Below are 21,655 nucleotides of genomic sequence, written 5' to 3' on the forward strand. Positions count from 1 at the left end.
ACCTCCTCCTCGAAGGAGGGCGGCTCCTGCGCCAGGCACACCCACACATAACCCAGCCACTCACGCACCTGCACACCGGCCAGCCCGTACGCGCTACGGTCCACGTCCGGCATCGACGTCAGATTCGGCGCCGCCACCAGCTTGCCGTCCAGCCCGTACGTCCACGCGTGATACGGACACTGAAACGCCCGCCTGACCTCCCCGCTCTCCTGCGTGCACAACCGCGCCCCCCGATGCCGGCAGACATTGAGGAAGGCCTTGACCGAACCGTCCCGGGCCCGGGTGACCAGGACGCTCTCACGGCCCACGTCCACGGTGCGGAACGCACCCGGTTTCGCCAGCTCGGAGGCACGGACCACACAGAACCACATGGTCTCGAAGATGTGCTCCTGCTCCTGGGCGAAGACGCCGGGGTCCGTGTAGGAGGAGCCGGGAAGGGTGGCGATCAGGCTGTCCGGCAGTCTGGTCGAGGTCACGGTGCACTCCTCGGGGAACGTCGGGGAGGGACGGGGCCGCGCGCCTCGGGGGTGTGCGGCGGGGGTGTGCGGCAGGGCGGGACGAGCGCCTTCGCGGGCGCGCGGGACTGCGCGAGGGGTCAGCGCGGCGCGGCGGTGCCGCGACGGTCCGCCGGGATGTTCACAGGAGAGCGCCGAGCTGCTTGCGCCAGCGGGTGAACAGGCGGGGCTGGTTCATGCCGAGCACGGCGACGGGGTGACCGGCGCGCCGGTAGACGGCCAGTACGTCGCGGTCGTCCGCGGCGCCCGCCTCGACGGTGACGCTGTCGGCCTCGGCCGCGTGGCCGGCGAACTGGATCTTCACGCCGTACTGGTCCGACCAGAAGTAGGGCGGCCTGGGCACGCCGGGTTCTACCGCGCCGCCGGCCAGCAGCGTGGCGACGGCCGCGTCGGGGCGTTCGCGCGCGCCGGTCCAGTGCTCGACGCGGCGGTGGGCCCCCGCGCGGGGGTCGTACCAGTTGGCGCAGTCGCCGACCGCGACGACGCCGGCCAGGCTGGTCCGGCCGTCCGCGCCGCACTTGACGCCGTTGTCGAGCCTGATGCCGGAACCCTGGAGCCATTCGACGCAGGGGGACGCGCCCACGCCGACGACGACGAGGTCGGCCGGGAGCGAACGGCCGTCCTCCAGCAGCACGGCGTCGACCCGGCGCTCGCCGCTCAGCCCTTTGACGCCGACCCCGCACAGCAGGCGGACGCCGTGGTCGGTGTGCAGGCCGGAGACCACGGCCCCCATGGCCCGGCCGAGCGGTCCGGCCAGGGGCGTCGGAGCCGCTTCGACGACCGTCACGTCGAGGCCGAGCGCGTGGGCGGTGGAGGCGACCTCGGCGCCGATGAACCCGCCGCCGATGACGACCAGGCGTCCGCCGCCCGCCAGTTCGTCGCGCAGGGCGCGGGCGTCGTCCAGGGTGCGCAGGGTGTGCACCCCGGCCAGGCCCTCGGAGCCGGGCAGGGTGCGCGCCGCCGCGCCGGTGGCGAGGACGATGCCGTCGGCCCGGACGTGTCGTCCGTCGGTGAGCGCGAGGGCGCGCTCCGCGCGGTCCAGACCGACGGCGCGGACGCCCAGCATCCACTGCGCGCCCAGATCCTCGTCCTCCGTCTCCAGGGCGAGGTCCGTCTCCCCCAGGGCGCCGGACAGGAACTCCTTGGACAGCGGGGGCCGGTCGTAGGGGCGGTGGGTCTCGTCCCCGATGACGACGAGGCGTCCGTCGTAGCCCTGCTTGCGCAGGGAGCGTGCCGCCGAGAGGCCGGCGAGGGAGGCGCCGACCACGGCGACGGTTCTCACGCGGGACCCCCGGCGAGCCGGGCGGAGACGCACGGCGGCAGGTTGGGCGCCGCCGTGGAGAGCCGGACGTAGACCGTGCCGTCCTCGACGAAGACCTCGTGCGTGCGGACCGGCAGTTTCGCCGGCGGCGAGTCGACGGCGCCGGTGCGCAGGTCGAACGTGGAGGCATGCAGCGGGCATTCCACCTCGCAGCCCTCCAGCCAGCCGTCGGCGAGCGACGCGTCCTGGTGGGTGCAGGTGTCGTCGATGGCGAAGACCTCGCCGTCATCGGTGTGGAACACCGACACCGGCGGATCGACGTCGAGCCGGAAGGCCTCACCTCGCGGAAGGTCCGCGAGTCGGCACGCGGGAATCATCATGACACCTCGGTGCGTATAGCGAAACGGATTGCGGTAAGCGCAACGCCAGTCTGGGGGCGTCCCAGAACCCTTGTCAAGGCGTGCAACGCCCCGCTTCACGGGCTTTCGCGGACCCGGCCGGGCGCGTCCCGAAACGCCCGTACCACCTGCGGGAACAGGCGCTACGGGCTCGCACGGGAAAGCCCCGGCGGGCGGCCGGAAGGGGCGGCCGGCGCACTCCGGCACGATCCGCACGCCGCCGTCCACGCCCCTTCCCGGCCGCGGCCGGCTGGATCACCGGCCCCGGGAAGCCCCGGACGGAACCGGTACGGGGGCTTGGCTACGCTTGGCAGCGGATACTCATTTCATGAGAGACCGGACAATTCACCATTCCTGAGGAACCGACGATGGGTCTCGGTGTCGGCCTGGCGGCCGTGAAGGGCAGGTTCCGCGCCCGTGCGCTCACGGCCGTGGCGATCGCCGCCGCCCTGACGCTGGCCGGGGCCTGCACCACGGGCGGCTCGGACGGTGGCGCGGCCGGTGACAGTCCCACCGTTGGCCTGCTGCTCCCCGGGGGCGGCGCCTCCCGCTTCGGCCAGTTCGACAAGCCCCTCATCGAGAAGAAGGTCAGGCAGCTGTGCCCGCACTGCCCGACCACCGTGGCCGCCACCCCCGATCCGGCCCTGCAACGGCAGCAGCTCGAATCCATGATCACCAGAGGGGTGGACGTCCTGATCGTCGCGGCCGTCGACCCGCAGCTGCTGCGCCCGTCGGTGGAGGCCGCCCACCGGGCCGGGATCCCGGTCGTGGCCTACGACCGGCTCGCGCAGGGCCCGATCTCCGGCTACGTCACCTTCGACGGCGCGAAGGTCGGCGAACTGCAGGGGACCGCACTGCTCAGGGCGATGGGCGCGAAGGCCCACGGCGGCCAGATCGTCATGATGAACGGCGCCACGACCGACCCCAACGCCGGCTGGTTCGAACGCGGGGCGCTCTCCGTCCTCTCGGGCAAGGTGCGGATCGGCAAGTCCTACGACACCGTCGGCTGGCGGCCGGAGAACGCCTTCGCCGACATGCGGGCCGCCGTCGCCGCCCTGGGCGCGAACCGCATCGACGGGGTCCTGGCCGCCAACGACAGTCTCGCCGGCGCCGTGATCTCCGCACTCCACGCCACCGAGGTCGACCCGCTGCCCCCGGTCACCGGGCAGGACGCCGACCTCGCCGCCGTCCGGCGCATCGTCGCCGGCGACCAGTACATGACCGTCTACAAGCCCTACAGGTCGGCCACGGACGCCGCCGTGCGGATGGCCGTCGCCCTCGGGCGCGGCAAGCCGGTGGACTCCATCGCCACCGGGACCGTCGACAACGCCACCGTCAAGGACATCCCCGCCGTCCTGCTCCCGTCGGTCCCGGTGACGGCCGGTGACATCAAGGACACTCTGGTGAAGGACGGTATGTACACCATCGCCCAGATCTGCCCCCCGAACCTGCGGTCCGCGTGCGCCAGGGCCGGACTCACTCCGTGAGCCGGACGCCCGGAGAGAGGAAGGAGGTGGTCCCGTGCCGGCTCCGCCCCTGCTGACGCTGCGCGGCGTGTCCAAGCGGTTCGCCGCCGTCCAGGCGCTGGTCGACGTCGAACTGGAGATCAGCGGAGGTGAGGTGGTCGCCCTGATGGGCGACAACGCCGCGGGCAAGTCCACCCTGGTCAAGGTGATCTCGGGGGTCGGCCCCGCCGACCGGGGGATCATCGAGTGGCAGGGCCGGGCCACCCAGATCAGACGCCCGCAGGACGCCCACGTCCTCGGCATCGCCACCGTCTACCAGGACCTCGCGATGTGCGACAACCTGGACGTCGTCGGCAACCTCTTCCTCGGCCGGGAGATCCACCGGTTCGGCGTGCTGGACGAGGTGGAGATGGAGCGCCGCACCCGCGAACTGCTGCACACCCTGTCCATCCGCATCCCCGACGTGCGGGTTCCGGTGGCCACCCTGTCCGGCGGTCAGCGCCAGGTCGTCGCGATCACCCGCTCGCTGCTCGGCGAGCCCCGGCTGCTGCTCCTCGACGAACCCACCGCCTCCCTCGGCGTCGAGCAGACCGGCCAGCTCCTCGACCTCATCGAGGCCCTGCGCGACCAGGGCCTCGGCGTCCTCCTCATCAGCCACAACATGGGCGACATCAAGGCCGTCGCCGACCGGGTCGCCGTACTGCGGCTGGGCCGCAACAACGGTCTCTTCGACGTGAACACGGCCTCCCAGGAACAGATCATCTCCTCCATCACCGGCGCGGCGGACAACTCCGTCGCCCAGCGCGGCACCCACCCGGAAGAGACCTGGCCGTGAAGGGCGCGGGGTGGGCGCGGCGACCCCGCGGGCGCGCCGCCGACCCGGCGTCCGGCGTATCCGGCGGTCCCGGCTCCGGAGGGCCCGAAGCCGGACGGCCCGGCGGCCCGCGGTCCGGGACGACGCCGTCCGGTCCGCGGCCGGCCGAGCGCCCGGCGGGGCCCGCCGGGCGGATCGGGGACCACGCCCGGACGGCGGGGCGCAGGCTGCTCGAAGGCGAACTCGGCCCTGTCCCCGTCCTGCTCGCCCTGGCGGTCACCTGGGCGGTCTTCCAGGGCCTGAATCACAACTTCCTGTCGCCGCGCAACCTCTCCGTCCTCAGCGTGGACATCGTGGGGACCGGCATCATCGCCGTCGGGATCGTCTTCGTGCTGCTGATCGGCGAGATCGACCTGTCGGTGGGCTCGCTCGCCGGACTCGCCGGCGCGGTGTTCGCGTCGCTGAACGTGAACCTCGGGATGCCCGAGTGGCTCGCCGTGCTCGTCGCGGTGGCCTGCGGCGCGGCCGCCGGGGCCCTCCACGGGTTCTCGTTCGCCAGGATCGGCGTGCCGGCGTTCGTCGTGACCCTGGCCGGCCTGCTGGCCTGGAACGGGGTGATGCTCTACCTGCTGGGGACGGAGACCTCCATCAACTTCAGCGAGACCGGGCTGGTGGCGACGCTGACCAGCCGGTACTTCGACGCCGCCGTCGCCGGGTATGGTCTCGCCGCGCTGGCCACGCTCGCGTACCTGCTCGTGTCCCTCCGCGACCGCGGGCGGCGCGCGGCGGCCGGGATGCCGTGCGGGCCCGCGAGCCGCGTGTGGGTGCGTACCGCGCTCCTGGCCGTGGCCTCGTTCACCGCCGTCGTCGTCCTCGCGCGGTTCGAAGGCGTGCCGCTGGCACTGCTGCTCTTCCTCGCGGTGATCGTCGCCTCGGACCTCTTCCTGCGCCGCACGCCCTACGGGCGGCGCGTCCTGGCGCTCGGCGGCGGCGTCGAGGCGGCACGGCGGGCGGGCGTCGACGTGATCCGCGTACGGATCGCGGTGTTCATGGCGTCGGGGACCCTGGCGGCGGTCGGCGGCCTGTTCGTGGCCTCGCGGCTCACCTCGGCGAGCCAGGCGCCGGGCTCCGGGATGCTGCTGATCAACGCGGTCGCCGCCGCCGTCATCGGCGGCACGAGCCTGTTCGGCGGACGCGGCTCGCCCTGGTCCGCGCTGCTGGGGGTGCTGATCATCCAGTCGATCGCCTCGGGCATGGCGCTGCTGGGCGTCGAGTCGCCCATCCAGTTCATCGTCACGGGCGGGGTGCTGTACGTCGCCGTCGTCCTCGACTCCCTGGCGCGGCGGGCCGCGGTCGCGCGCGGACGCACCTGACCCGCACGCCGCGGCAGAGTCGCAGCCGCGAACGCGGCCCGAGCCGGCCGGCGACGTCCCGCCGGGGACGGATCGGTTCGCCGCGAACTACCCTGGGAGACAGGGCGGTTGCCCGCCCGGACGCCGCCGTCGCCCCGGCCCGCGACGGACCCGTGCGCCCCCGGCAGGCCTACTCGCCCGTACGGGTATCCTCTCGACTGTTGTCATCCGACAATATCGTGGGGAAATGCGGCGCGTATGGGTGGGAAGGTCGAGACCATGATGTCGTCGCGAGCCGGGGACGCGGAGCTGCCGTCGGACGCGCGGTGGGACGGCGTCGCCGAGTGGGAGTGGTGGGAGCCGTCCGTCCTTCTGGTCGAGGACGACCCGGGCGACGCCCTGCTGGTGGAGGAGCTGGTCGCCGACAGCGCGCTGAAGATGCGGCTGCGCTGGGTGCGTTCGATGGCGGAGGCCGTCGAGGCGCTCGCGGCCGAGACGCCCGACTGCGTGCTGCTCGACCTGCACCTGCCGGACGCCCAGGGCCTGGAGGCCGTGTCCCGCGTCAAGGCGCACGGCGACCAGGTGGCCATCGTGGTGCTCACCGGACTGGCCGAGGAACTGACCGGGCTGGCGGCGGTCGCGGGCGGCGCGCAGGACTACCTGGTCAAGGGGCGGGTGGAGCCCGAGCTGTTCGGACGGGCCGTGCGCTACGCCATCCAGCGCAAGCACGGCGAACAGGCCGCCGTCGCGCTCCAGGCCAGCCAGATGCAGGCCCAGGAGAACGCGCGCCTGGAGCGCGGGCTGCTGCCCCGCCCCTTACTGCGCGGCGACGACGTCGACGTCGTGGCCCGGTATCTGCCCGGACGGGCGCAGGCGCTGCTCGGCGGCGACTTCTACGACATCGTGCAGAGCCCCGACGGCACCGTGCACGCCCTGGTCGGCGACGTCTCCGGGCACGGTCCGGACGAGGCCGCCCTCGGCGTCGCCCTGCGCATCGCCTGGCGCACCCTGGTGTTCTGCGGCGTCACGGGCGCCGAGCAGGTGGAACGGCTGGAGGAGATCCTGCTGGCGGAGCGTGCCCGCAGCGACGTCTTCGCCACGCTCGTCAGCCTCACCGCGACGCCGGGACAGGAGCGCGCCCGGCTGGTGCGGGCGGGCCACCACGGACTGCTGCTGCGCACCGGCCGCGGGACCGAATGGGTGGAGCCGCCCGGCGGTCCGGCGCTGGGCGTCGTACCCGGCGGAGCGCGATGGCCGTCGGCGGAGGTGGAGGTGCCCGCGGGCGCGGGCGTGGTGCTGTTCACGGACGGCCTGTTCGAGGGCCATGTGGGCCGCGGGGCCGAGCGGCTCGGCGAGGACGGACTGCTGGCCCTGGCCCGGGAAGGCGCGGCACTGGCGCCGGAGCCGTTCGTGGACCGGCTGATCGAGCGGGTCGGCGCCCTGGCGGAATCGCAGGGCGGCCTGGACGACGACGTGGCACTGGTCCACCTGAGCTGGAACTGAACGAGTGGGGCGAGCGGTGGCGGAACGAGGGACGGCGCACGTGAGGGCGGCCACGAGGACCTGGACGGGGCGCAGGCTCACCGTGCAGAGCTGGTTCTACCTGGTCCTGGCGCTGATGATGCTGGTCGTGGTGGTCGGCACGGTGGTGGGCGCGAACATGCTGGACCGGACGGCGCAGGTGAGCGACCAGCTCCTGCGGCGCGTCCAGCCGGCGCAGACGGAGGCCTACCGCCTGCAGGCGGCGCTGGTCAACCAGGAGACCGGGGTCCGGGGGTACGCCGGCGCGGCCGACCGGCAGTTCCTGGAGCCGTACATCAGGGGCAAGCACGACGAGACGGAGGCGGCCGCCCGGCTGCGCGCCCTCGTCGTCGGCCGCCCCGCGCTCCTCGCCGGCCTGGAGGCGGTCGAGCAGGGCGCGGCGGACTGGCGGAGCGACTACGCCGAACCGCTTGCCGCCTCGGTCGTCCCCGGCCGGCCCCGGCCGGTCGACCAGGCCACCGCGGACCGAGGCAAGGAGTCCTTCGACCACCTGCGCGCCCTGTGGACGAAGCAGAACGCGGACCTGGCGCAGGCCGTCCGCGACGGCCGGGCCAAGCTGGCGCACGAGCGCAAGGTGCGCAACGCGGTCCTGAGCGCGATGGTGGCCGTCTTCCTGCTGACGGGGCTGACCCTGGCCGTACTCGTCCGCATCCTCGTGACCCGGCCGCTGGAGGCGCTGCGCCGGGCGTCCCGGCAGGTGGCCGACGGCGACTTCGGCCATGTCATCAGCGCGGACGGGCCGGTCGACCTGGCCGCGGTGGCCGCGGACGTCGAGGGCATGCGCCAGCAGATCGTCGCCGAACTGGAAGCCTCCCGCCGGCAGCGGGACGCGCTCACCCGGCAGGCCGCCGACCTGGACGCCCAGGCCGTCGAACTGAGGCGCTCCAACGCGGAGTTGGAGCAGTTCGCCTATGTCGCCTCGCACGACCTCCAGGAACCGCTGCGCAAGGTCGCCTCCTTCTGCCAGCTCCTGGAGAAGCGGTACGGCGACAAGCTCGACGAGCGGGGGCTCCAGTACGTCGACTTCGCCGTCGACGGCGCCAAACGCATGCAGGTCCTCATCAACGACCTGCTCACCTTCTCCCGGGTCGGGCGCGTCAACGACGCCCAGCTGCCGGTCGCCCTCGGCCAGAGCCTCGACAAGGCGCTGAAGAACCTCACGGCGGCCGTCGAGGAGTCCGGCGCCCGCGTCGACCGGCCGGAGCACCTGCCCGAGGTCGTCGGCGACCCGACGCTGTTCACCATGCTGTGGCAGAACCTCGTCGGCAACGCGCTCAAGTTCCGCCACCCGGACCGCGCGCCCGAGGTGCGCGTCACCTGCGGGCCGGACCCCGAGACCCCGGACACCTGGCGGCTGTCCGTCACCGACAACGGCATCGGCGTCCCGGCGCAGTTCGCGGAGAAGGTCTTCGTCATCTTCCAGCGGCTGCACAGCCGGGACGCCTACGGGGGCACCGGCATCGGCCTGGCCCTGTGCAAGAAGATCGTGGAGTACCACGGCGGCAGGATCTGGCTCGACACCGGCCACACCGAGGGCACCCGCTTCTGCTTCACCCTCCCCCTCTCCACCGCCCCGACGGCCGCACCCGCCACGGCCGCGCCCGCCACCGACGCGCACCCAGAGAAGAAGGCCTGACATGACCCTCCCCTCCGCCAGCCCCATCGACGTCCTCCTCGTCGAGGACGACCCCGGCGACGAGCTGATGACCCGCGAGGCGTTCGAGGACAACAAGATCGGCAACACCCTGCACGTGGTGCGCGACGGCGAGGAGGCGCTCGACTTCCTCTACCGCCGCGCCGGCCACACCGACGCGCCCCGGCCCGACCTCATCCTGCTCGACCTCAACCTGCCCAAGTACGACGGCCGCCAGGTGCTGGAGAAGATCAAGTCCGACCCCGACCTCGCGCACATCCCCGTCGTCGTCCTCACCACCTCGGCGGCCGAGGAGGACATCCTGCGCAGCTACCGCCTGCACGCCAACGCCTACGTCACCAAGCCCGTCGACCTCGACCAGTTCATCGCCGCCGTCCGCCAGATCGACGACTTCTTCGTCCAGGTCGTCCGCCTGCCCCGCACCGGCGCCTGACCCGGGCCCCACGGGCGCGTGCCCGCTCCCCGCATCCCCCTGCGGGCCGCCCGGGCGGCGCTCCGGGGACGCGAGCACGTCATATCCGGGTACGACGACGTCCACCCTTCTATGGTGGAAACGCACAGTGTCGCTCGGTACCCAGGCAGACGGGCAGGACATGACGGAACCGCAGATCGACTATGCGGCGGTCTTCCGGGCCCTGCCCGGCATGGTGGCGCTGCTGACGCCGGACCTGGTGTACGCCGACGCCAACGACGACTTCCTGCGGCTGGCCGGGCGCACCCGCGAGCAGCTGCTGGGCCGCTACATCTTCGACGTCTTCCCCGAGAACCCGAACGACCCGGCGGCGGCCGGCATGCGGGAGACCCGGGAGTCGATGCTGCGCGTGGTCGACACCGGTGAACGCGACACCATGGCACTGCTGCGCTACGACATCGAGGACCCCGAGCGGCCCGGCGTATGGCAGGAGCACTACTGGAGCCCGGTGAACGCACCCGTCCACGACGCGGACGGGCACGTGGCGCTCGTGGTGCACCGGGTGGAGGAGGTCACCGAACTGATCCACGCCCGCGGAGGCCGCGACCGCGGCGACCGGGGCCGGGTACTGGAGGCCGAGCTGTACACCCGGGCCCGTGAACTGCAGGAGGTCAACGAGCGCCTGCGCCGGGCGCACGCCCGTGAGCGGGAGGTCGCCCTGGCGCTCCAGGCCGCGATGCTGCCCGCGCCCGGTCCGACCGGGCCGCACGAGGCGGCCGTCCGCTACAGACCCGCCGTCGGCGCGCTCAACGTCTGCGGCGACTGGTACGACTTGGTCGACCTGCCCGACGACAACCTGGCGGTCGCCGTCGGCGACGTCGTGGGCCACGGTCTCGCGGCCGCCTGCGCCATGGGCCAGCTGCGCAGCGCCCTGAGCGCCGCCTGCCGCGTGGCCGACGGCCCGGCCCGGGCCCTGGAAGCCCTCGGCCTGTACGCGCGCTTCGTCGAGGGCGCCGAGGCGACGACCGTGGTGACGACGTTCATCGACCGCGCGAGCCGCACCATCACGTACAGCTGCGCGGGCCATCCGCCGCCCGCCCTGGTGCATCCCGACGGCACGGTCACCTTCCTCGACGGGGCGACCGATCCCCCGCTGGCCGCCCGTCCCGAGCACCTGCCCCGACCGCAGGCCCGGCTCGCCTTCGTCGAGGGCAGCACCCTGGTCCTCTACACCGACGGCCTCATCGAGCGCCGTGGCGAGGACATCGACAAAGGGCTGGACCGCCTCGCCGAGTCCCTCGCCCACCACCGCCACCGCGCTCCCGAGACCCTGGCGGACGCTCTGCTGGGCGACCTGCTGCCCGCCAGCGGCACCACGGACGACACCGCCCTGATCGTCCTGCGGCTGTGACCGGCCCCGCCTGAGCGCACCGGACATGCCCGCGCGCCGAGGGGGGAAGGAGACTTCCGTCCCGCCCCCGACGCCCAAGGACAGCCGGTCATGACCACTGAGCACGATCCCCTGCACCAGCCGGCCGCCCCGGTCCTCACCGAACCCGCGCCGGACGTCCAACTCCAGATGCTGGTGCGCCTGATCGGGCAGGACCCGGAGGCCGCCCTGCCCGTCACGCTCACCGTGGGCGGCGGCTTCCTGCACGGCGAGCTGATCTCGCACGAGGCCTGGACCGCGGAGTGGGCGCGCAGCCTGCGCACCTTCGACGGGCCCGGCGCACGGATCCTGAAGCACTTCCCCGAGGAGGTGGACCGGGCCGTCGCCGACCGCCAGGGGCACTCCGGTCCGCAACGGCTCCCCCAGTGGATCCACCTGCGCGACGCGACCGCCGTCTGCCCGGCGAGGCATCCCGTCGTCATGCCCCTGTGGCGCGGCCGGCTCGCGGACGTAGCAGGCTGGTCGCTGGGCCGGCCGTCCTGAGGCGACACGGCCCTCGAACGGGTTGTCACCGCGGCACACCCGAGGACCATTCGCTCCGGTTGTCCGTACTATCTCTCCAGCAGTGCCGCAGCCGGTCGTGTGTCGCCGCCCGGCCGGGTGGCCCCCGGCCCTCCGGGGCGACGTGCCGCCGGGCCGGCGACCGGGGCAAGGCAGTTCGTCCGCTGCCTCCCGTCGAGGAAAGGTCGTGTGCTTCATGTCCGAGAACGCCTCCGCCAACGAACTCACCTCGCAGTACACCGCTCAGGTGACCGCCGACCTCGAACGCAACGCCAAGGAGCGGGACCGGGTCGGCGCGGAGATCACCGCCCTCCAGGAGCAGTTGGCGGCCCTCGAACGGGACCACGGCGTACTGCTCAGCATCCGTCAGGCCATCGGTTCGGCGCCGGCGCCGGCCGAAGCCGGCGAGTCCGCCGGGAGCCCTTCGGTGCCCGCGCCCCGCGGCAGGTCGGCCGTCGCCTCGGGCGCCCGTAAGCGGCCGCAGTCGAAGAAGTCCGCCTCGCGGTCGGCCCGTTCGCCGGAGAGGCCCGCCACCCGCAAGCGGGCCGCCGCCGGGACGGGCACCGCGAAGGCGGCCGCGGTGAAGACGGACGCACCGAAGACGGCGGCGGTGGAGACCGCCCCGGCGAAGAAGGCCGCGGTGAAGACGGCCACGGCGAAGAAGAGCACGGCCAAGAAGGACACCGGGCGCGCGGAGGCGGCGAAGTCACCGCAGCCGACGCTGGTCGACCTGGTGCGCGCCCATCTCGCCCAGCAGCGCGAACCGCGTTCGGCCGCCGAGATCGCCACCGCCCTCGGCGGGACGCATCCGGAGCGCACCGTCAGGACCACCGTCGTGCGCACCACCCTGGAGGGCCTCGTCGCGAAGACCCAGGCGCAGCGCACCAAGCAGGGCTCCTCCGTGTTCTACACCGCCGTCGACGCGCCGGACGCGACGGCGCCCGCGCTGACCGCTGGCGACGAGGCCGCTCCCGACGGCGCATGACGCGTGCCGCGGCCCGGCGTGACTGTCAGCGGCGCCCCCTACGATCCGGGCATGCGAGCTTCAGGAACGTTCACAGTCGCCGACTTCACGCCGGCCCCGGTGCCGAGCCCCGCGGTCGAGACCGCCGCGCCGGTCGGGGTGGCCACCATGACCAAGTCGTTCGAGGGCGAGATCGCGGGCCGTTCGGCCACGGTGTTCACGGCCGCCTACGACCCGTCGACCGGCACGGGCACGTACGTCGCCATGGAGTCCTTCGAGGGGACCCTGCACGGCCGGGCGGGCTCCTTCAACTTCGCGCACGCCGCGTCCACTACGGGTGACAGCCGGGAGAACGAGTACTTCGCCGTCGTGCCGGGCAGCGGGACCGGCGAACTGACCGGGATCACCGGCGCCGGCGGCATCGCCGTCGACGCGGACGGCACACACCGGATCTGGTTCGACTACCGGCTCGGCCCCTGACCGGCGCCCTTCCCGGGCTCGGGCCGGCTCAGTCCGGGGCAGACGCGGGGGCCGGTGGGACCAGGTCGCGCCGGTACCAGGTGCCCGGCTTGCCGCCCACGTCCGCCGGGCCGGCCGGACCGGTCGGGACGAACCCTGCCTTGACCAGCACTTTCCGGGAAGCGGCGTTGGCGTCCGCCGCGGCCGCCCGCAGGGTGCGCAGTCCGTGCCGTGCCGACGCCAGCCGGCACAGCTCCTCCACGGCCGCCGTCGCCACGCCCCGGCCGGCGACGCCGCGCGCGACCCGGTACCCCAGTGCGGCGACGCCGTCCTCGAGGTCGTACAGGTTGAACCGGCCCAGGACCGAGCCGTCCTCGGCCACCAGGACGTAGAACACGCAGACGCCGGCCGCCTGCTCGGCCAGCAGCGCGCGGTGACGGTCGGCGTACCGGGCGAAGAACTCGTCGCCGCGGTCGCCGACCGCGGCGGCGAAGTAGTCGCGGTTCGCCAGCTCGAAGGCCAGCACCGCGGGAGCGTGGTCGGCGTTCAGCTGCGTCAGCACGGGCACCGGTCCACGCTACCTCCGGCACCGTGCCACGGTCCCCGCGGGTCCGCCGCACGGGGCCGGGTGGCCGCGGGCGCGACGGTGTCCGGGGCGGTCCGGGTCCGTCGCGCCGGACCCCGGATCAGCGGTGGCCGAGGACGTTGACCACCCGGCCGGCCGGGTCGCGGACGAAGAAGCGCCGTACGCCCCACTCCTCGTCCTGCAAGGGGTGCACGATCTCCGCGCCGGCGGCGCGCACGCGCGCGTAGGCGGCGTCCACGTCGTCCACCTCCACGCTCAGGTCCGGGGTGACGGGCGCGGTCCGGTCGGCCGTCATGAAGCTGATCTGCGCCTGCGGCGCGGAGGGCGCGGCGAGCGTCGTGATCCAGCCGTGGTTCATGACCTCCTCGAAGCCCAGCAGGCCGTAGAACTCATGGCTCTCCTCAACCGGCTCCGAGCGGAGGACGGGCACGACACGACGAACGGTCATCGGGGCTCCAAGGGGCGACGGAAGCGTGGGACGCTCCAGGTGTGCGGGACTCCCCCATGAGTACTACGGCGGGCGCGTCCGCGGGGCCGGACGGCACGGCGAGGGCCAGGTCACAATGCCCGGGAGGGAAAGGTCACAGCCATGCCCTCTGCAGTTCCTCTCCGTGTCTGGCCTAGCATCCGAGCATGACGGTCCTGCCTGACGACGGGCTTGAGCTGGCCGGCGAGTTCCCTGACGCCACCCACGAGCAGTGGCAGCGCCTCATCGCGGGCGTGCTGCGCAAGTCGGGCAAGGACGTCGGGGAAGCTCACGCCGAGGAAGCCCTGTCCACCGCGCTGGAGGACGGGCTGCGCACCCGTCCCCTCTACACCGCGCACGATCGCGCGCCCGAGCCGGGCTACCCCGGGTTCGCTCCGTACGTGCGGGGCGGCAGGCCGGAGGGCAACACCGCCGGAGGGTGGGACGTGCGGCAGCGGCACGCCGCCGCCGACGGCGGCGCGGTGCTCGCGGACCTGGAGAACGGCGTCACCTCCCTGTGGCTGGTCGTGGGCGAGGGCGGCGTTCCCGTGACCTCGCTCGCGCAGGTCCTCGACGGCGTCCTTCTCGACCTGGCCCCCGTCGTGCTCGACGCCGGCGCCGAAGCCGAGCCCGCCGCACGGGAGTTCCTGCGGCTGTGCGCGGAGCGGGGCGTCGCCGCGGACGCGGTGCGCGGCAACCTGGGCGCGGATCCCCTCGGCCACGAGGCCCGCACGGGCCGGGCGGCCGACTTCGGCCCGGCGGTCGGGCTCGCCCGGCGCTGCGCCGAGGAGTATCCGGGGCTTCGGGCGCTGACGGTGGACGCGCTGCCCTACCACGAGGCGGGCGGCTCGGCGGCGCAGGAGCTGGGCGCCTCGCTGGCGACCGGTGTGGCGTACCTGCGGGAGCTGACCGCGGCCGGGCTGAGCGTCGGCCAGGCCTGCCGGCAGCTGGAGTTCCGGTACGCGGCGACCGCGGACCAGTTCCTGACGATCGCGAAGCTGCGGGCCGCGCGCCGGCTGTGGGCGCGGGTCGCCGAGGCGTGCGGGGCGCCGGGCGCCGGCGCACAGGTGCAGCACGCCGTGACCTCTCCGGTGATGATGTCGCGCCGGGACCCGTGGGTGAACATGCTGCGCACCACCGTCGCCACCCTCGCGGCGGGCGCGGGCGGCGCGGACGCCGTGACGGTGCTGCCCTTCGACGACGCGCTGGGGCTGCCGGACGCGTTCGCCCGGCGGATCGCCCGCAACACCTCCACGATCCTCATCGAGGAATCGCACCTGGCCCGGGTGATCGACCCGGCCGGCGGCTCCTGGTACGTGGAGCGGCTGACGGACGAACTGGCCCGTGCGGGCTGGGAGTTCTTCCAGGGCATCGAGCGCGACGGCGGTCAGGCCGCCGTGCTGCGCTCGGGCAGTCTGCCGCGGGCCCTGGCCGACACCTGGCGGGCGCGCAGCGCCGGCATCGCCAAGCGGCGCGAGCCCGTCACCGGGGTGAGCGAGTTCCCGTTCCTCGCCGAGAAGCCGGTGGTGCGCGAGAGCGGGCCCGAGCCGCGCTCCGGCGGTCTGCCGAGGGTGCGTCGCGACGAGGCCTTCGAGGCGCTGCGGGCGCGCTCCGACGCCCATCTCGCGGCGACCGGCGCACGGCCGCGGATCCACCTGGCGGCACTCGGACCGGCCGCCGCGCACACCGCGCGGCTGACGTTCGCCGCCAACCTGTTCCAGGCGGGCGGCGTCGAGCCCGTCGTCGGGGGCGCGTTCGAGGACAGCGGCGCCACCGAGGTGTGCCTGTGCTCCAGTGACGCGCTGTACGAGGAGCAGGCCGAGGCGGAGGCCGCGCGGCTGCGGGCCGCCGGCGCCGCGCACGTGTTCCTCGCCGGGCGTCCGGCGTCCTACGCCGGCGTCGACGCGTACGTGTTCGCGGGCTGTGACGCCGTCGCGGTGCTGTCCGCCACCCTCGACCGCATGGGAGTTGTGTCCTGATGGGTATCCCCGACTTCTCCGGGATCGAGCTGGGGGCCCCGGCCGCCGGGGGCGGCGCCGACGAGTGGCGTACGGCCGTGAAGAAGGCGGCCGGCGGGGACGACCTGCTGTGGGAGACCCCGGAGGGCATCCGCGTCAAGCCGCTGTACACGGGCCAGGACCTGGAGGGCCTGGACTTCCTGGAGACCTATCCGGGCGTCGCGCCGTACCTGCGCGGGCCGTACCCGACGATGTACGTCAACCAGCCCTGGACGATCCGCCAGTACGCGGGCTTCTCCACCGCCGAGGAGTCCAACGCCTTCTACCGGCGCAACCTCGCGGCCGGCCAGAAGGGCCTGTCGGTCGCCTTCGACCTGCCCACGCACCGCGGCTACGACAGCGACCACCCGCGCGTGACCGGTGACGTCGGCATGGCGGGCGTGGCCATCGACTCGATCTACGACATGCGGCAGCTGTTCGACGGCATCCCGTTGGACAGGATGTCCGTGTCGATGACGATGAACGGCGCCGTGCTGCCGGTGCTGGCGCTGTACATCGTGGCGGCCGAGGAACAGGGCGTGCCGCCCGAGAAGCTGGCCGGGACCATCCAGAACGACATCCTCAAGGAGTTCATGGTCCGCAACACCTACATCTATCCGCCGAAGCCGTCGATGCGGATCATCTCCGACATCTTCGCCTACACCTCGCAGCGGATGCCGCGGTACAACTCCATCTCCATCTCCGGCTATCACATCCAGGAGGCGGGCGCGACGGCCGACCTGGAGCTGGCGTACACGCTCGCCGACGGCGTGGAGTACATCCGCGCGGGCCGTGAGGCGGGCCTGGACGTCGACGCGTTCGCGCCCCGGCTGTCCTTCTTCTGGGCGATCGGCATGAACTTCTTCATGGAGATCGCCAAGCTGCGGGCGGCGCGCCTGCTGTGGGCGAAGCTGGTGCGGCAGTTCGACCCGCAGAACGCCAAGTCTCTTTCGCTGCGCACCCATTCGCAGACCTCCGGCTGGTCCCTGACCGCGCAGGACGTCTTCAACAACGTGACGCGCACGTGTGTCGAGGCGATGGCGGCGACGCAGGGTCACACCCAGTCGCTGCACACCAACGCCCTCGACGAGGCCCTGGCGCTGCCGACGGACTTCTCGGCGCGCATCGCCCGCAACACCCAGCTGCTGATCCAGCAGGAGTCCGGCACCACCCGGACCATCGACCCCTGGGGCGGCAGCGCGTACGTGGAGAAGCTGACGTACGACCTGGCCCGCCGCGCCTGGCAGCACATCCAGGAGGTCGAGCAGGCGGGCGGCATGGCGAAGGCCATCGACGCGGGCATTCCGAAGCTGCGCATCGAAGAGGCCGCCGCCCGCACCCAGGCCCGCATCGACTCGGGCCGTCAGCCGGTGATCGGCGTCAACAAGTACCGGGTGGACAGCGACGAGCAGATCGACGTCCTCAAGGTCGACAACTCCTCGGTGCGCACGCAGCAGATCGAGAAGCTGCGGCGGCTGCGCGCCGAGCGGGACGACGCCGCGTGCCGGGACGCGCTCGACGCGCTGACCCGGGCGGCCGGCGGCGAGGGCAACCTGCTGGAGCTGGCCGTGAACGCGGCCCGCGCCAAGGCCACCGTCGGTGAGATCTCGGACGCCCTGGAGAAGGTGTACGGGCGTCACGCGAGCCAGATCCGTACGATCTCCGGCGTGTACCGCAACGAAGCAGGCGAGTCCCCGTCCGTGGACCGCACCCGTGACCTCGTGTCCGCCTTCGAGGAGGCCGAGGGCCGCCGCCCGCGCATCCTGGTCGCCAAGATGGGCCAGGACGGGCACGACCGCGGCCAGAAGGTGATCGCGACCGCCTTCGCCGATCTCGGCTTCGACGTGGACGTCGGCCCGCTGTTCCAGACGCCCGGCGAGGTGGCCCGGCAGGCCGTCGAGGCCGATGTGCACATCGTCGGGGTGTCGTCGCTGGCCGCCGGACACCTCACGCTCGTGCCGGCGCTGCGCGAGCAGCTGGCCGAGGAGGGGCGCGAGGACATCATGATCGTCGTCGGCGGCGTCATCCCGCCGCAGGACGTGCCCACGCTCCTGGAGATGGGCGCCGCGGCCGTCTTCCCGCCCGGCACGGTCATCCCGGACGCGGCCTACGACCTCGTGAAGCGTCTGTCGGACGACCTCGGACACGGCCTCTGACGCCCATGGCCATCGACCTCGACACGTATGTGAAGGGTGTGCTCGACGGGAAGCGCGCGATCGTCGCGCGCGCCATCACCCTCGTCGAGTCCACCCGGCCCCAGCACCGGGCGCTGGCGCAGGAGCTGCTGACCGAGCTGCTCCCGCACAGCGGCCGGGCCCGCAGGATCGGCGTCAGCGGGGTGCCGGGCGTCGGCAAGTCGACGTTCATCGACGCGTTCGGCACCATGCTGACGTCGCTCGGGCACCGGGTGGCGGTGCTCGCGGTGGACCCGTCGTCGAGCCGCACGGGCGGTTCCATCCTCGGCGACAAGACCCGGATGGAGCGCCTGGCCGTCGACCCGGCCGCGTTCGTACGCCCCTCCCCCACCGCGGGCACCCTCGGCGGCGTCGCCAAGGCGACACGCGAGTCGATCGTGGTGATGGAGGCTGCCGGTTTCGACGTCGTCCTCGTGGAGACGGTCGGGGTCGGGCAGTCCGAGACGGCCGTGGCGGACATGGTGGACTCCTTCCTGCTGCTGACCCTCGCCCGCACCGGCGACCAGCTCCAGGGCATCAAGAAGGGCGTCCTGGAACTGGCCGACGTGATCGCCGTGAACAAGGCGGACGGCCCGCACGAGCGGGACGCGCGCGCCGCGGCACGGGAGTTGGCGGGCGCGCTGCGTCTGATGCACGGCAGGGACGCCGTGTGGTCGCCGCCCGTGCTGAGCTGCAGCGCCCGGGAGTCCGCGGGCCTGGACACCGTGTGGGAACGCCTGGAGCAGCACCGCACGCTGCTGGACTCCACCGGCCGGCTCGCCGCCAAACGGCGCGAGCAGCAGGTCGACTGGACCTGGAGCATGGTGCGCGACGAAGTCCTCGGCCGGCTGCACGCCGACCCTTCGGTGCGGGCCCTCGCACCGGTTCTCGAACAGCGGGTCCGGGACGGGGAGCTGACGGCGACGCTGGCCGCCGAACGCATCCTGGAGGCCTTCGGCGCCCTCGGCGACCGGCGTGCGGACGGGGAGCCGCGGTGAGGGCGGCGCCGCTGTCATGATGAAGTCCGCGGCGCGTGCCCGGCCTCGCGGCCGGTCCCGGTGTGCCCGTCGGCGGTCGCCCGCCCGCGTCGCCGGACCGTGCCGCGGACGGTGGGCCGACGGCCCCGCGTCGAGGAGGAGACCCACGATCATGGACTACCCCGACCTGAGCGCGCTTCCCCCCGGGGCACGGGAGATCGCCGAGGAGCGGTCCGCCCTCAACGTGTACCGCATGGTGTTCCACTCGCCGGCCCTGGCCCCCGACCTGGTGCGCCTCGGGGACGCGATCGCCCGCGGCGCGCTCCCGCACCCGCTGCGCGAACTGGCCGTCCTGCGCGTCGGACACGTCTACGGGGCGCCGTACGAGGTCCACCACCACGAGCGGATCGCGCGCGGCCTCGGTCTCGACGAGGCCGCGGTCGCCGCCGCCGGGACCGGTTCGCCGCAAGGGCTGCCGGCGGAGCAGGCGGCGGTCCTCGCGCTGACCGACCGGCTCCTGGAGCGGCACGGCCTCACCGACGCCGACCGGACGCGGGCGCTGTCCTTCCTCACCGTCGAGCAGCTCTCCGACCTGGTCCTCACGGTCGGCTTCTACCAGCTGGTCTGCACCTACCTCAACGCCTTCGAGGTGACGACCGAGGGCGAGAGGACGCCCGGCTGAGCGGCCGGGCCCGCCGCCGCCGCGCCCCCGTATCATCGAGGCCGCGCCCGAAGGTTCCGGCGGGGCGGGTGAGGAGTACGCGGTGTCGCTGACGGACAAGGCCATCGAACGCATTCGTGAGCTGATCCGCACCGGCGCCCTGCCACCGGGGTCGAAACTGCCGCCCGAGGCGGATCTGGCCGCCCAGCTGGGCCTGTCCCGCAACCTCGCCCGCGAGGCGGTCAAGGCCCTGGCCGTGGCGAGGGTGCTGGAGGTGCGGCGGGGCGACGGCACCTACGTCACCAGCCTTCAGCCCAGCCTGCTCCTGGCGGGTCTGGGCGGGGCGGTCGAGTTGCTCCAGGGCGACTCCGCGGCGCTCCAGGACCTCATGGAGGTGCGCCGGCTCCTCGAACCGGCCGCCACCGCGTTGGCCGCGGCCCGCATCTCCGACGACCAACTGGCCGAGGTCAAAGCCCACCTGGACGCCATGCGCGAGGCTCGCGACGACGTCGAACTGCTCAACGCGCACGACGCCGCCTTCCACCGCGCGGTGATCGCCGCGACGGGCAACGAGAGCCTGCTGACCCTCCTGGAGGGCATCTCCGGCCGCACGCTGCGGGCGCGGATATGGCGGGGTCTGACCGACGACGAGGCCGCGGACCGGACGCTCGCCGAGCACGAGGCGATCTACGCGGCGCTCACCACCCGCGACGGCGCCCTCAGCCAGGCCGCCGCACTGCTGCACGTCAGCAACACCGCGCAGGCCCTGAGGGAGCACCTGCGCTCCCGGCAGCCCGTCCCGCCGGGGGCGGCCGCACCGCAGTGACGGGACGGCCGCGGCCCTCCCGCCCGGCCTCCCGTGCGGCCGCATGGCAGCCCCGACGGGTCAGCGCTTGCCGACGAGGTCCGCCGGGAACGCGCCCGCGGCCGCGGCGGCGCGGGCGAACGCCGAGGCGAGGCCGGTCAGGCGGGCCACTCCCTCCGCGCCGAGGTGCTCGTACGGGGCCAGGTCGACGCGGTCCGTCTCCCGCTCGACGTCCTCGCGGAGCGCGACGCCCCGCTCGGTCAGCTCGCCCTCGTCGTCCAGCAGACCGCGCTCGCGCAGGCGGCCGGCCGCCGCGTTCCACTCCTCCTCGCTCCAGCCGCGGGTGGCCCGCACCCACTTCGGCGTCATGCCCCGGCCGGTGGAGGTGTGCGTCACCGTCGCCTCCAGCCCGTCGAGCCCCGCCGACATCAGCACGGCCAGGTGGCCGTCGCCCCGGTGCTCGCGCAGCAGGGTCGCCGCGTGCCAGTACGCGAGGTGCGGCTCACCGGGGACGGGCAGGTCGGCGTGGGCCGAGTACAGCGGCCTGGCGCCGCGTCCGCAGGCCTCGGCGGCGCGCAGCGCCAGCCCGGCCGCCTCCGCCATCTCCGCGGACGTCACGGCCTCCTCCCCCAGCAGGCGGCGCAGCGTCGCGTCGACGGCGCGCAGACGGGCGGCGAGCACGTCGGCGGGGTCGGCGACCGACCACACGGCGGGCACGTGCCGGGCCACGAGGTCGTGCTTGTAATTGAAGAAGGCCGCGGTCACGGCGCCCGCCCCGACCGGCCCGAGCGCGGCCGCCCGTGCGGCGAAGTTGACGGCCCGTGGATGGGTGATGCCGAGCGCGCCCAGTTCCCGCCCCAGTTCGGGCGCGAAGTAGTGCGTCGCGTGCAGGGAGTTGAGCGGGTGGTGACAGCGTCGGCCGGCGAGCGGTCCGAGGGCGGAGGTAGTCATGCCCGGCACATTACCGACCGGTCGTTATGTCGCCGTTCCCGGGGCTCGCCCCGTCCGCCGCCCAGTTGCCCGCCGTCCGGCCCGCGCCGCCGGTCGTTCAGCCGTCGGCCGCGGGGGCTGGGGCGGGGCCGGTGCTGGCGCGCAGGGAGATGGGCGGGGCGAGGAGGTGGTGGCGGGGCGGGGCGCCGGGGTGGTCGAGGCGTTCGACGAGGAGGTCGACGGCGAGGCGGCCCATCTCCTCGGCCGGCAC

At 73.7% G+C, this 21,655-nt stretch carries 22 protein-coding genes; 15 read left to right on the forward strand and 7 right to left on the reverse strand.

The window, feature by feature from the left end; translation table 11 throughout:
- The 3 genes from ACGFSH_RS34025 to ACGFSH_RS34035 form a co-directional block, all read right to left on the reverse strand.
- A partial coding sequence (locus ACGFSH_RS34025; protein ID WP_393355443.1) for an aromatic ring-hydroxylating dioxygenase subunit alpha occupies nt 1–476 on the reverse strand: 476 nt, incomplete at its 3' end.
- Nucleotides 477–636: 160 nt separating this feature from the next.
- The gene (locus ACGFSH_RS34030) at nt 637–1,797 is read right to left on the reverse strand and encodes an NAD(P)/FAD-dependent oxidoreductase (RefSeq protein WP_393355444.1); all 1,161 of its coding nucleotides are present in this window, start codon (nt 1,795–1,797) and stop codon (nt 637–639) included.
- Nucleotides 1,794–2,156 (reverse strand): bifunctional 3-phenylpropionate/cinnamic acid dioxygenase ferredoxin subunit, encoded by a 363-nt coding sequence (locus ACGFSH_RS34035; protein WP_393355446.1) that lies wholly within the window; start codon nt 2,154–2,156, stop codon nt 1,794–1,796. Before ACGFSH_RS34035 ends, ACGFSH_RS34030 begins: the two co-directional genes overlap by 4 nt.
- Nucleotides 2,157–2,542: 386 nt before the next feature.
- Here ACGFSH_RS34035 and ACGFSH_RS34040 point away from each other — a divergent pair, with 386 nt between their 5' ends.
- From ACGFSH_RS34040 to ACGFSH_RS34085, 10 genes are all read left to right on the forward strand, one after another.
- Nucleotides 2,543–3,661 (forward strand): sugar ABC transporter substrate-binding protein, encoded by a 1,119-nt coding sequence (locus ACGFSH_RS34040; RefSeq protein ID WP_393355448.1) that lies wholly within the window; start codon nt 2,543–2,545, stop codon nt 3,659–3,661.
- Nucleotides 3,662–3,695: 34 nt separating this feature from the next.
- Nucleotides 3,696–4,475 (forward strand): ATP-binding cassette domain-containing protein, encoded by a 780-nt coding sequence (locus tag ACGFSH_RS34045; RefSeq protein WP_393355450.1) that lies wholly within the window; start codon nt 3,696–3,698, stop codon nt 4,473–4,475.
- Nucleotides 4,476–4,648: 173 nt separating this feature from the next.
- The gene (locus ACGFSH_RS34050) at nt 4,649–5,827 is read left to right on the forward strand and encodes a sugar ABC transporter permease (protein WP_393355482.1); all 1,179 of its coding nucleotides are present in this window, start codon (nt 4,649–4,651) and stop codon (nt 5,825–5,827) included.
- 237 nt (nt 5,828–6,064) lie between these two features.
- Nucleotides 6,065–7,309, forward strand: coding sequence for a PP2C family protein-serine/threonine phosphatase (locus ACGFSH_RS34055; RefSeq protein WP_393355453.1), 1,245 nt, complete (start codon nt 6,065–6,067; stop codon nt 7,307–7,309).
- 115 nt (nt 7,310–7,424) lie between these two features.
- On the forward strand, nt 7,425–8,984 hold the full coding sequence (locus tag ACGFSH_RS34060) for an ATP-binding protein (protein WP_393355484.1): 1,560 nt from the start codon (nt 7,425–7,427) through the stop codon (nt 8,982–8,984).
- Nucleotide 8,985: 1 nt separating this feature from the next.
- Nucleotides 8,986–9,435 (forward strand): response regulator, encoded by a 450-nt coding sequence (locus tag ACGFSH_RS34065; RefSeq protein WP_393355456.1) that lies wholly within the window; start codon nt 8,986–8,988, stop codon nt 9,433–9,435.
- Nucleotides 9,436–9,595: 160 nt separating this feature from the next.
- Nucleotides 9,596–10,825: a PP2C family protein-serine/threonine phosphatase gene (locus ACGFSH_RS34070; protein WP_393355458.1), complete on the forward strand. Its 1,230-nt coding sequence runs from the start codon at nt 9,596–9,598 to the stop codon at nt 10,823–10,825.
- Between the two features lie 90 nt (nt 10,826–10,915).
- A complete protein-coding gene (locus ACGFSH_RS34075) occupies nt 10,916–11,347 on the forward strand; it encodes a hypothetical protein (protein WP_393355460.1) in 432 nt (143 codons plus the stop codon).
- A 214-nt stretch (nt 11,348–11,561) separates the two neighbouring features.
- Nucleotides 11,562–12,350: a hypothetical protein gene (locus tag ACGFSH_RS34080; protein WP_393355462.1), complete on the forward strand. Its 789-nt coding sequence runs from the start codon at nt 11,562–11,564 to the stop codon at nt 12,348–12,350.
- Between the two features lie 51 nt (nt 12,351–12,401).
- Nucleotides 12,402–12,809 (forward strand): DUF3224 domain-containing protein, encoded by a 408-nt coding sequence (locus ACGFSH_RS34085; protein WP_393355464.1) that lies wholly within the window; start codon nt 12,402–12,404, stop codon nt 12,807–12,809.
- Between the two features lie 28 nt (nt 12,810–12,837).
- Here the strand turns inward: ACGFSH_RS34085 and ACGFSH_RS34090 are convergent, their stop codons facing one another.
- Nucleotides 12,838–13,356 (reverse strand): GNAT family N-acetyltransferase, encoded by a 519-nt coding sequence (locus tag ACGFSH_RS34090; RefSeq protein ID WP_393355466.1) that lies wholly within the window; start codon nt 13,354–13,356, stop codon nt 12,838–12,840.
- Between the two features lie 118 nt (nt 13,357–13,474).
- Nucleotides 13,475–13,822, reverse strand: coding sequence for a VOC family protein (locus ACGFSH_RS34095; protein ID WP_393355468.1), 348 nt, complete (start codon nt 13,820–13,822; stop codon nt 13,475–13,477).
- Between the two features lie 185 nt (nt 13,823–14,007).
- Here ACGFSH_RS34095 and ACGFSH_RS34100 point away from each other — a divergent pair, with 185 nt between their 5' ends.
- From ACGFSH_RS34100 to ACGFSH_RS34120, 5 genes are all read left to right on the forward strand, one after another.
- A complete protein-coding gene (locus tag ACGFSH_RS34100; RefSeq protein ID WP_393355470.1) occupies nt 14,008–15,819 on the forward strand; it encodes a methylmalonyl-CoA mutase family protein in 1,812 nt (603 codons plus the stop codon).
- On the forward strand, nt 15,819–17,993 hold the full coding sequence (scpA, locus tag ACGFSH_RS34105) for a methylmalonyl-CoA mutase (protein WP_393355472.1): 2,175 nt from the start codon (nt 15,819–15,821) through the stop codon (nt 17,991–17,993). The genes ACGFSH_RS34100 and scpA overlap by 1 nt, the downstream gene beginning before the upstream one ends.
- Before the next feature lie 5 nt (nt 17,994–17,998).
- Nucleotides 17,999–19,009 carry a methylmalonyl Co-A mutase-associated GTPase MeaB gene (gene meaB, locus ACGFSH_RS34110; RefSeq protein ID WP_393355474.1) on the forward strand — a complete coding sequence of 337 codons (1,011 nt, stop codon included), beginning with the start codon at nt 17,999–18,001 and terminating at the stop codon, nt 19,007–19,009.
- A gap of 151 nt (nt 19,010–19,160) precedes the next feature.
- Nucleotides 19,161–19,670, forward strand: a complete 510-nt coding sequence (locus ACGFSH_RS34115; protein ID WP_393355476.1) for a carboxymuconolactone decarboxylase family protein — start codon at nt 19,161–19,163, stop codon at nt 19,668–19,670.
- 82 nt (nt 19,671–19,752) lie between these two features.
- Nucleotides 19,753–20,475, forward strand: coding sequence for a FadR/GntR family transcriptional regulator (locus ACGFSH_RS34120; protein ID WP_393355478.1), 723 nt, complete (start codon nt 19,753–19,755; stop codon nt 20,473–20,475).
- A 60-nt stretch (nt 20,476–20,535) separates the two neighbouring features.
- Here the strand turns inward: ACGFSH_RS34120 and ACGFSH_RS34125 are convergent, their stop codons facing one another.
- A complete protein-coding gene (locus ACGFSH_RS34125; protein ID WP_393355480.1) occupies nt 20,536–21,405 on the reverse strand; it encodes a hypothetical protein in 870 nt (289 codons plus the stop codon).
- A gap of 97 nt (nt 21,406–21,502) precedes the next feature.
- Nucleotides 21,503–21,655 (reverse strand): substrate-binding domain-containing protein (locus tag ACGFSH_RS34130; protein ID WP_393355486.1); only part of this gene is annotated, 153 nt, incomplete at its 5' end.

The organism is Streptomyces sp. NPDC048481 (assembly GCF_043200075.1).
Lineage (GTDB): Bacteria > Actinomycetota > Actinomycetes > Streptomycetales > Streptomycetaceae > Streptomyces.

Coding starts and splice junctions, on each gene's coding strand:
- scpA (WP_393355472.1), top strand. CDS start 15,819: ATGGGTATCCCCGACTTCTCCGGGATCGAGCTGGGGGCCCCGGCCGCC.
- ACGFSH_RS34055 (WP_393355453.1), top strand. CDS start 6,065: ATGGGTGGGAAGGTCGAGACCATGATGTCGTCGCGAGCCGGGGACGCG.
- ACGFSH_RS34095 (WP_393355468.1), bottom strand. CDS start 13,822: ATGACCGTTCGTCGTGTCGTGCCCGTCCTCCGCTCGGAGCCGGTTGAG.
- ACGFSH_RS34060 (WP_393355484.1), top strand. CDS start 7,425: ATGATGCTGGTCGTGGTGGTCGGCACGGTGGTGGGCGCGAACATGCTG.
- ACGFSH_RS34085 (WP_393355464.1), top strand. CDS start 12,402: ATGCGAGCTTCAGGAACGTTCACAGTCGCCGACTTCACGCCGGCCCCG.
- ACGFSH_RS34065 (WP_393355456.1), top strand. CDS start 8,986: ATGACCCTCCCCTCCGCCAGCCCCATCGACGTCCTCCTCGTCGAGGAC.
- ACGFSH_RS34080 (WP_393355462.1), top strand. CDS start 11,562: ATGTCCGAGAACGCCTCCGCCAACGAACTCACCTCGCAGTACACCGCT.
- meaB (WP_393355474.1), top strand. CDS start 17,999: ATGGCCATCGACCTCGACACGTATGTGAAGGGTGTGCTCGACGGGAAG.
- ACGFSH_RS34075 (WP_393355460.1), top strand. CDS start 10,916: ATGACCACTGAGCACGATCCCCTGCACCAGCCGGCCGCCCCGGTCCTC.
- ACGFSH_RS34035 (WP_393355446.1), bottom strand. CDS start 2,156: ATGATGATTCCCGCGTGCCGACTCGCGGACCTTCCGCGAGGTGAGGCC.
- ACGFSH_RS34100 (WP_393355470.1), top strand. CDS start 14,008: ATGACGGTCCTGCCTGACGACGGGCTTGAGCTGGCCGGCGAGTTCCCT.
- ACGFSH_RS34125 (WP_393355480.1), bottom strand. CDS start 21,405: ATGACTACCTCCGCCCTCGGACCGCTCGCCGGCCGACGCTGTCACCAC.
- ACGFSH_RS34115 (WP_393355476.1), top strand. CDS start 19,161: ATGGACTACCCCGACCTGAGCGCGCTTCCCCCCGGGGCACGGGAGATC.
- ACGFSH_RS34070 (WP_393355458.1), top strand. CDS start 9,596: ATGACGGAACCGCAGATCGACTATGCGGCGGTCTTCCGGGCCCTGCCC.
- ACGFSH_RS34040 (WP_393355448.1), top strand. CDS start 2,543: ATGGGTCTCGGTGTCGGCCTGGCGGCCGTGAAGGGCAGGTTCCGCGCC.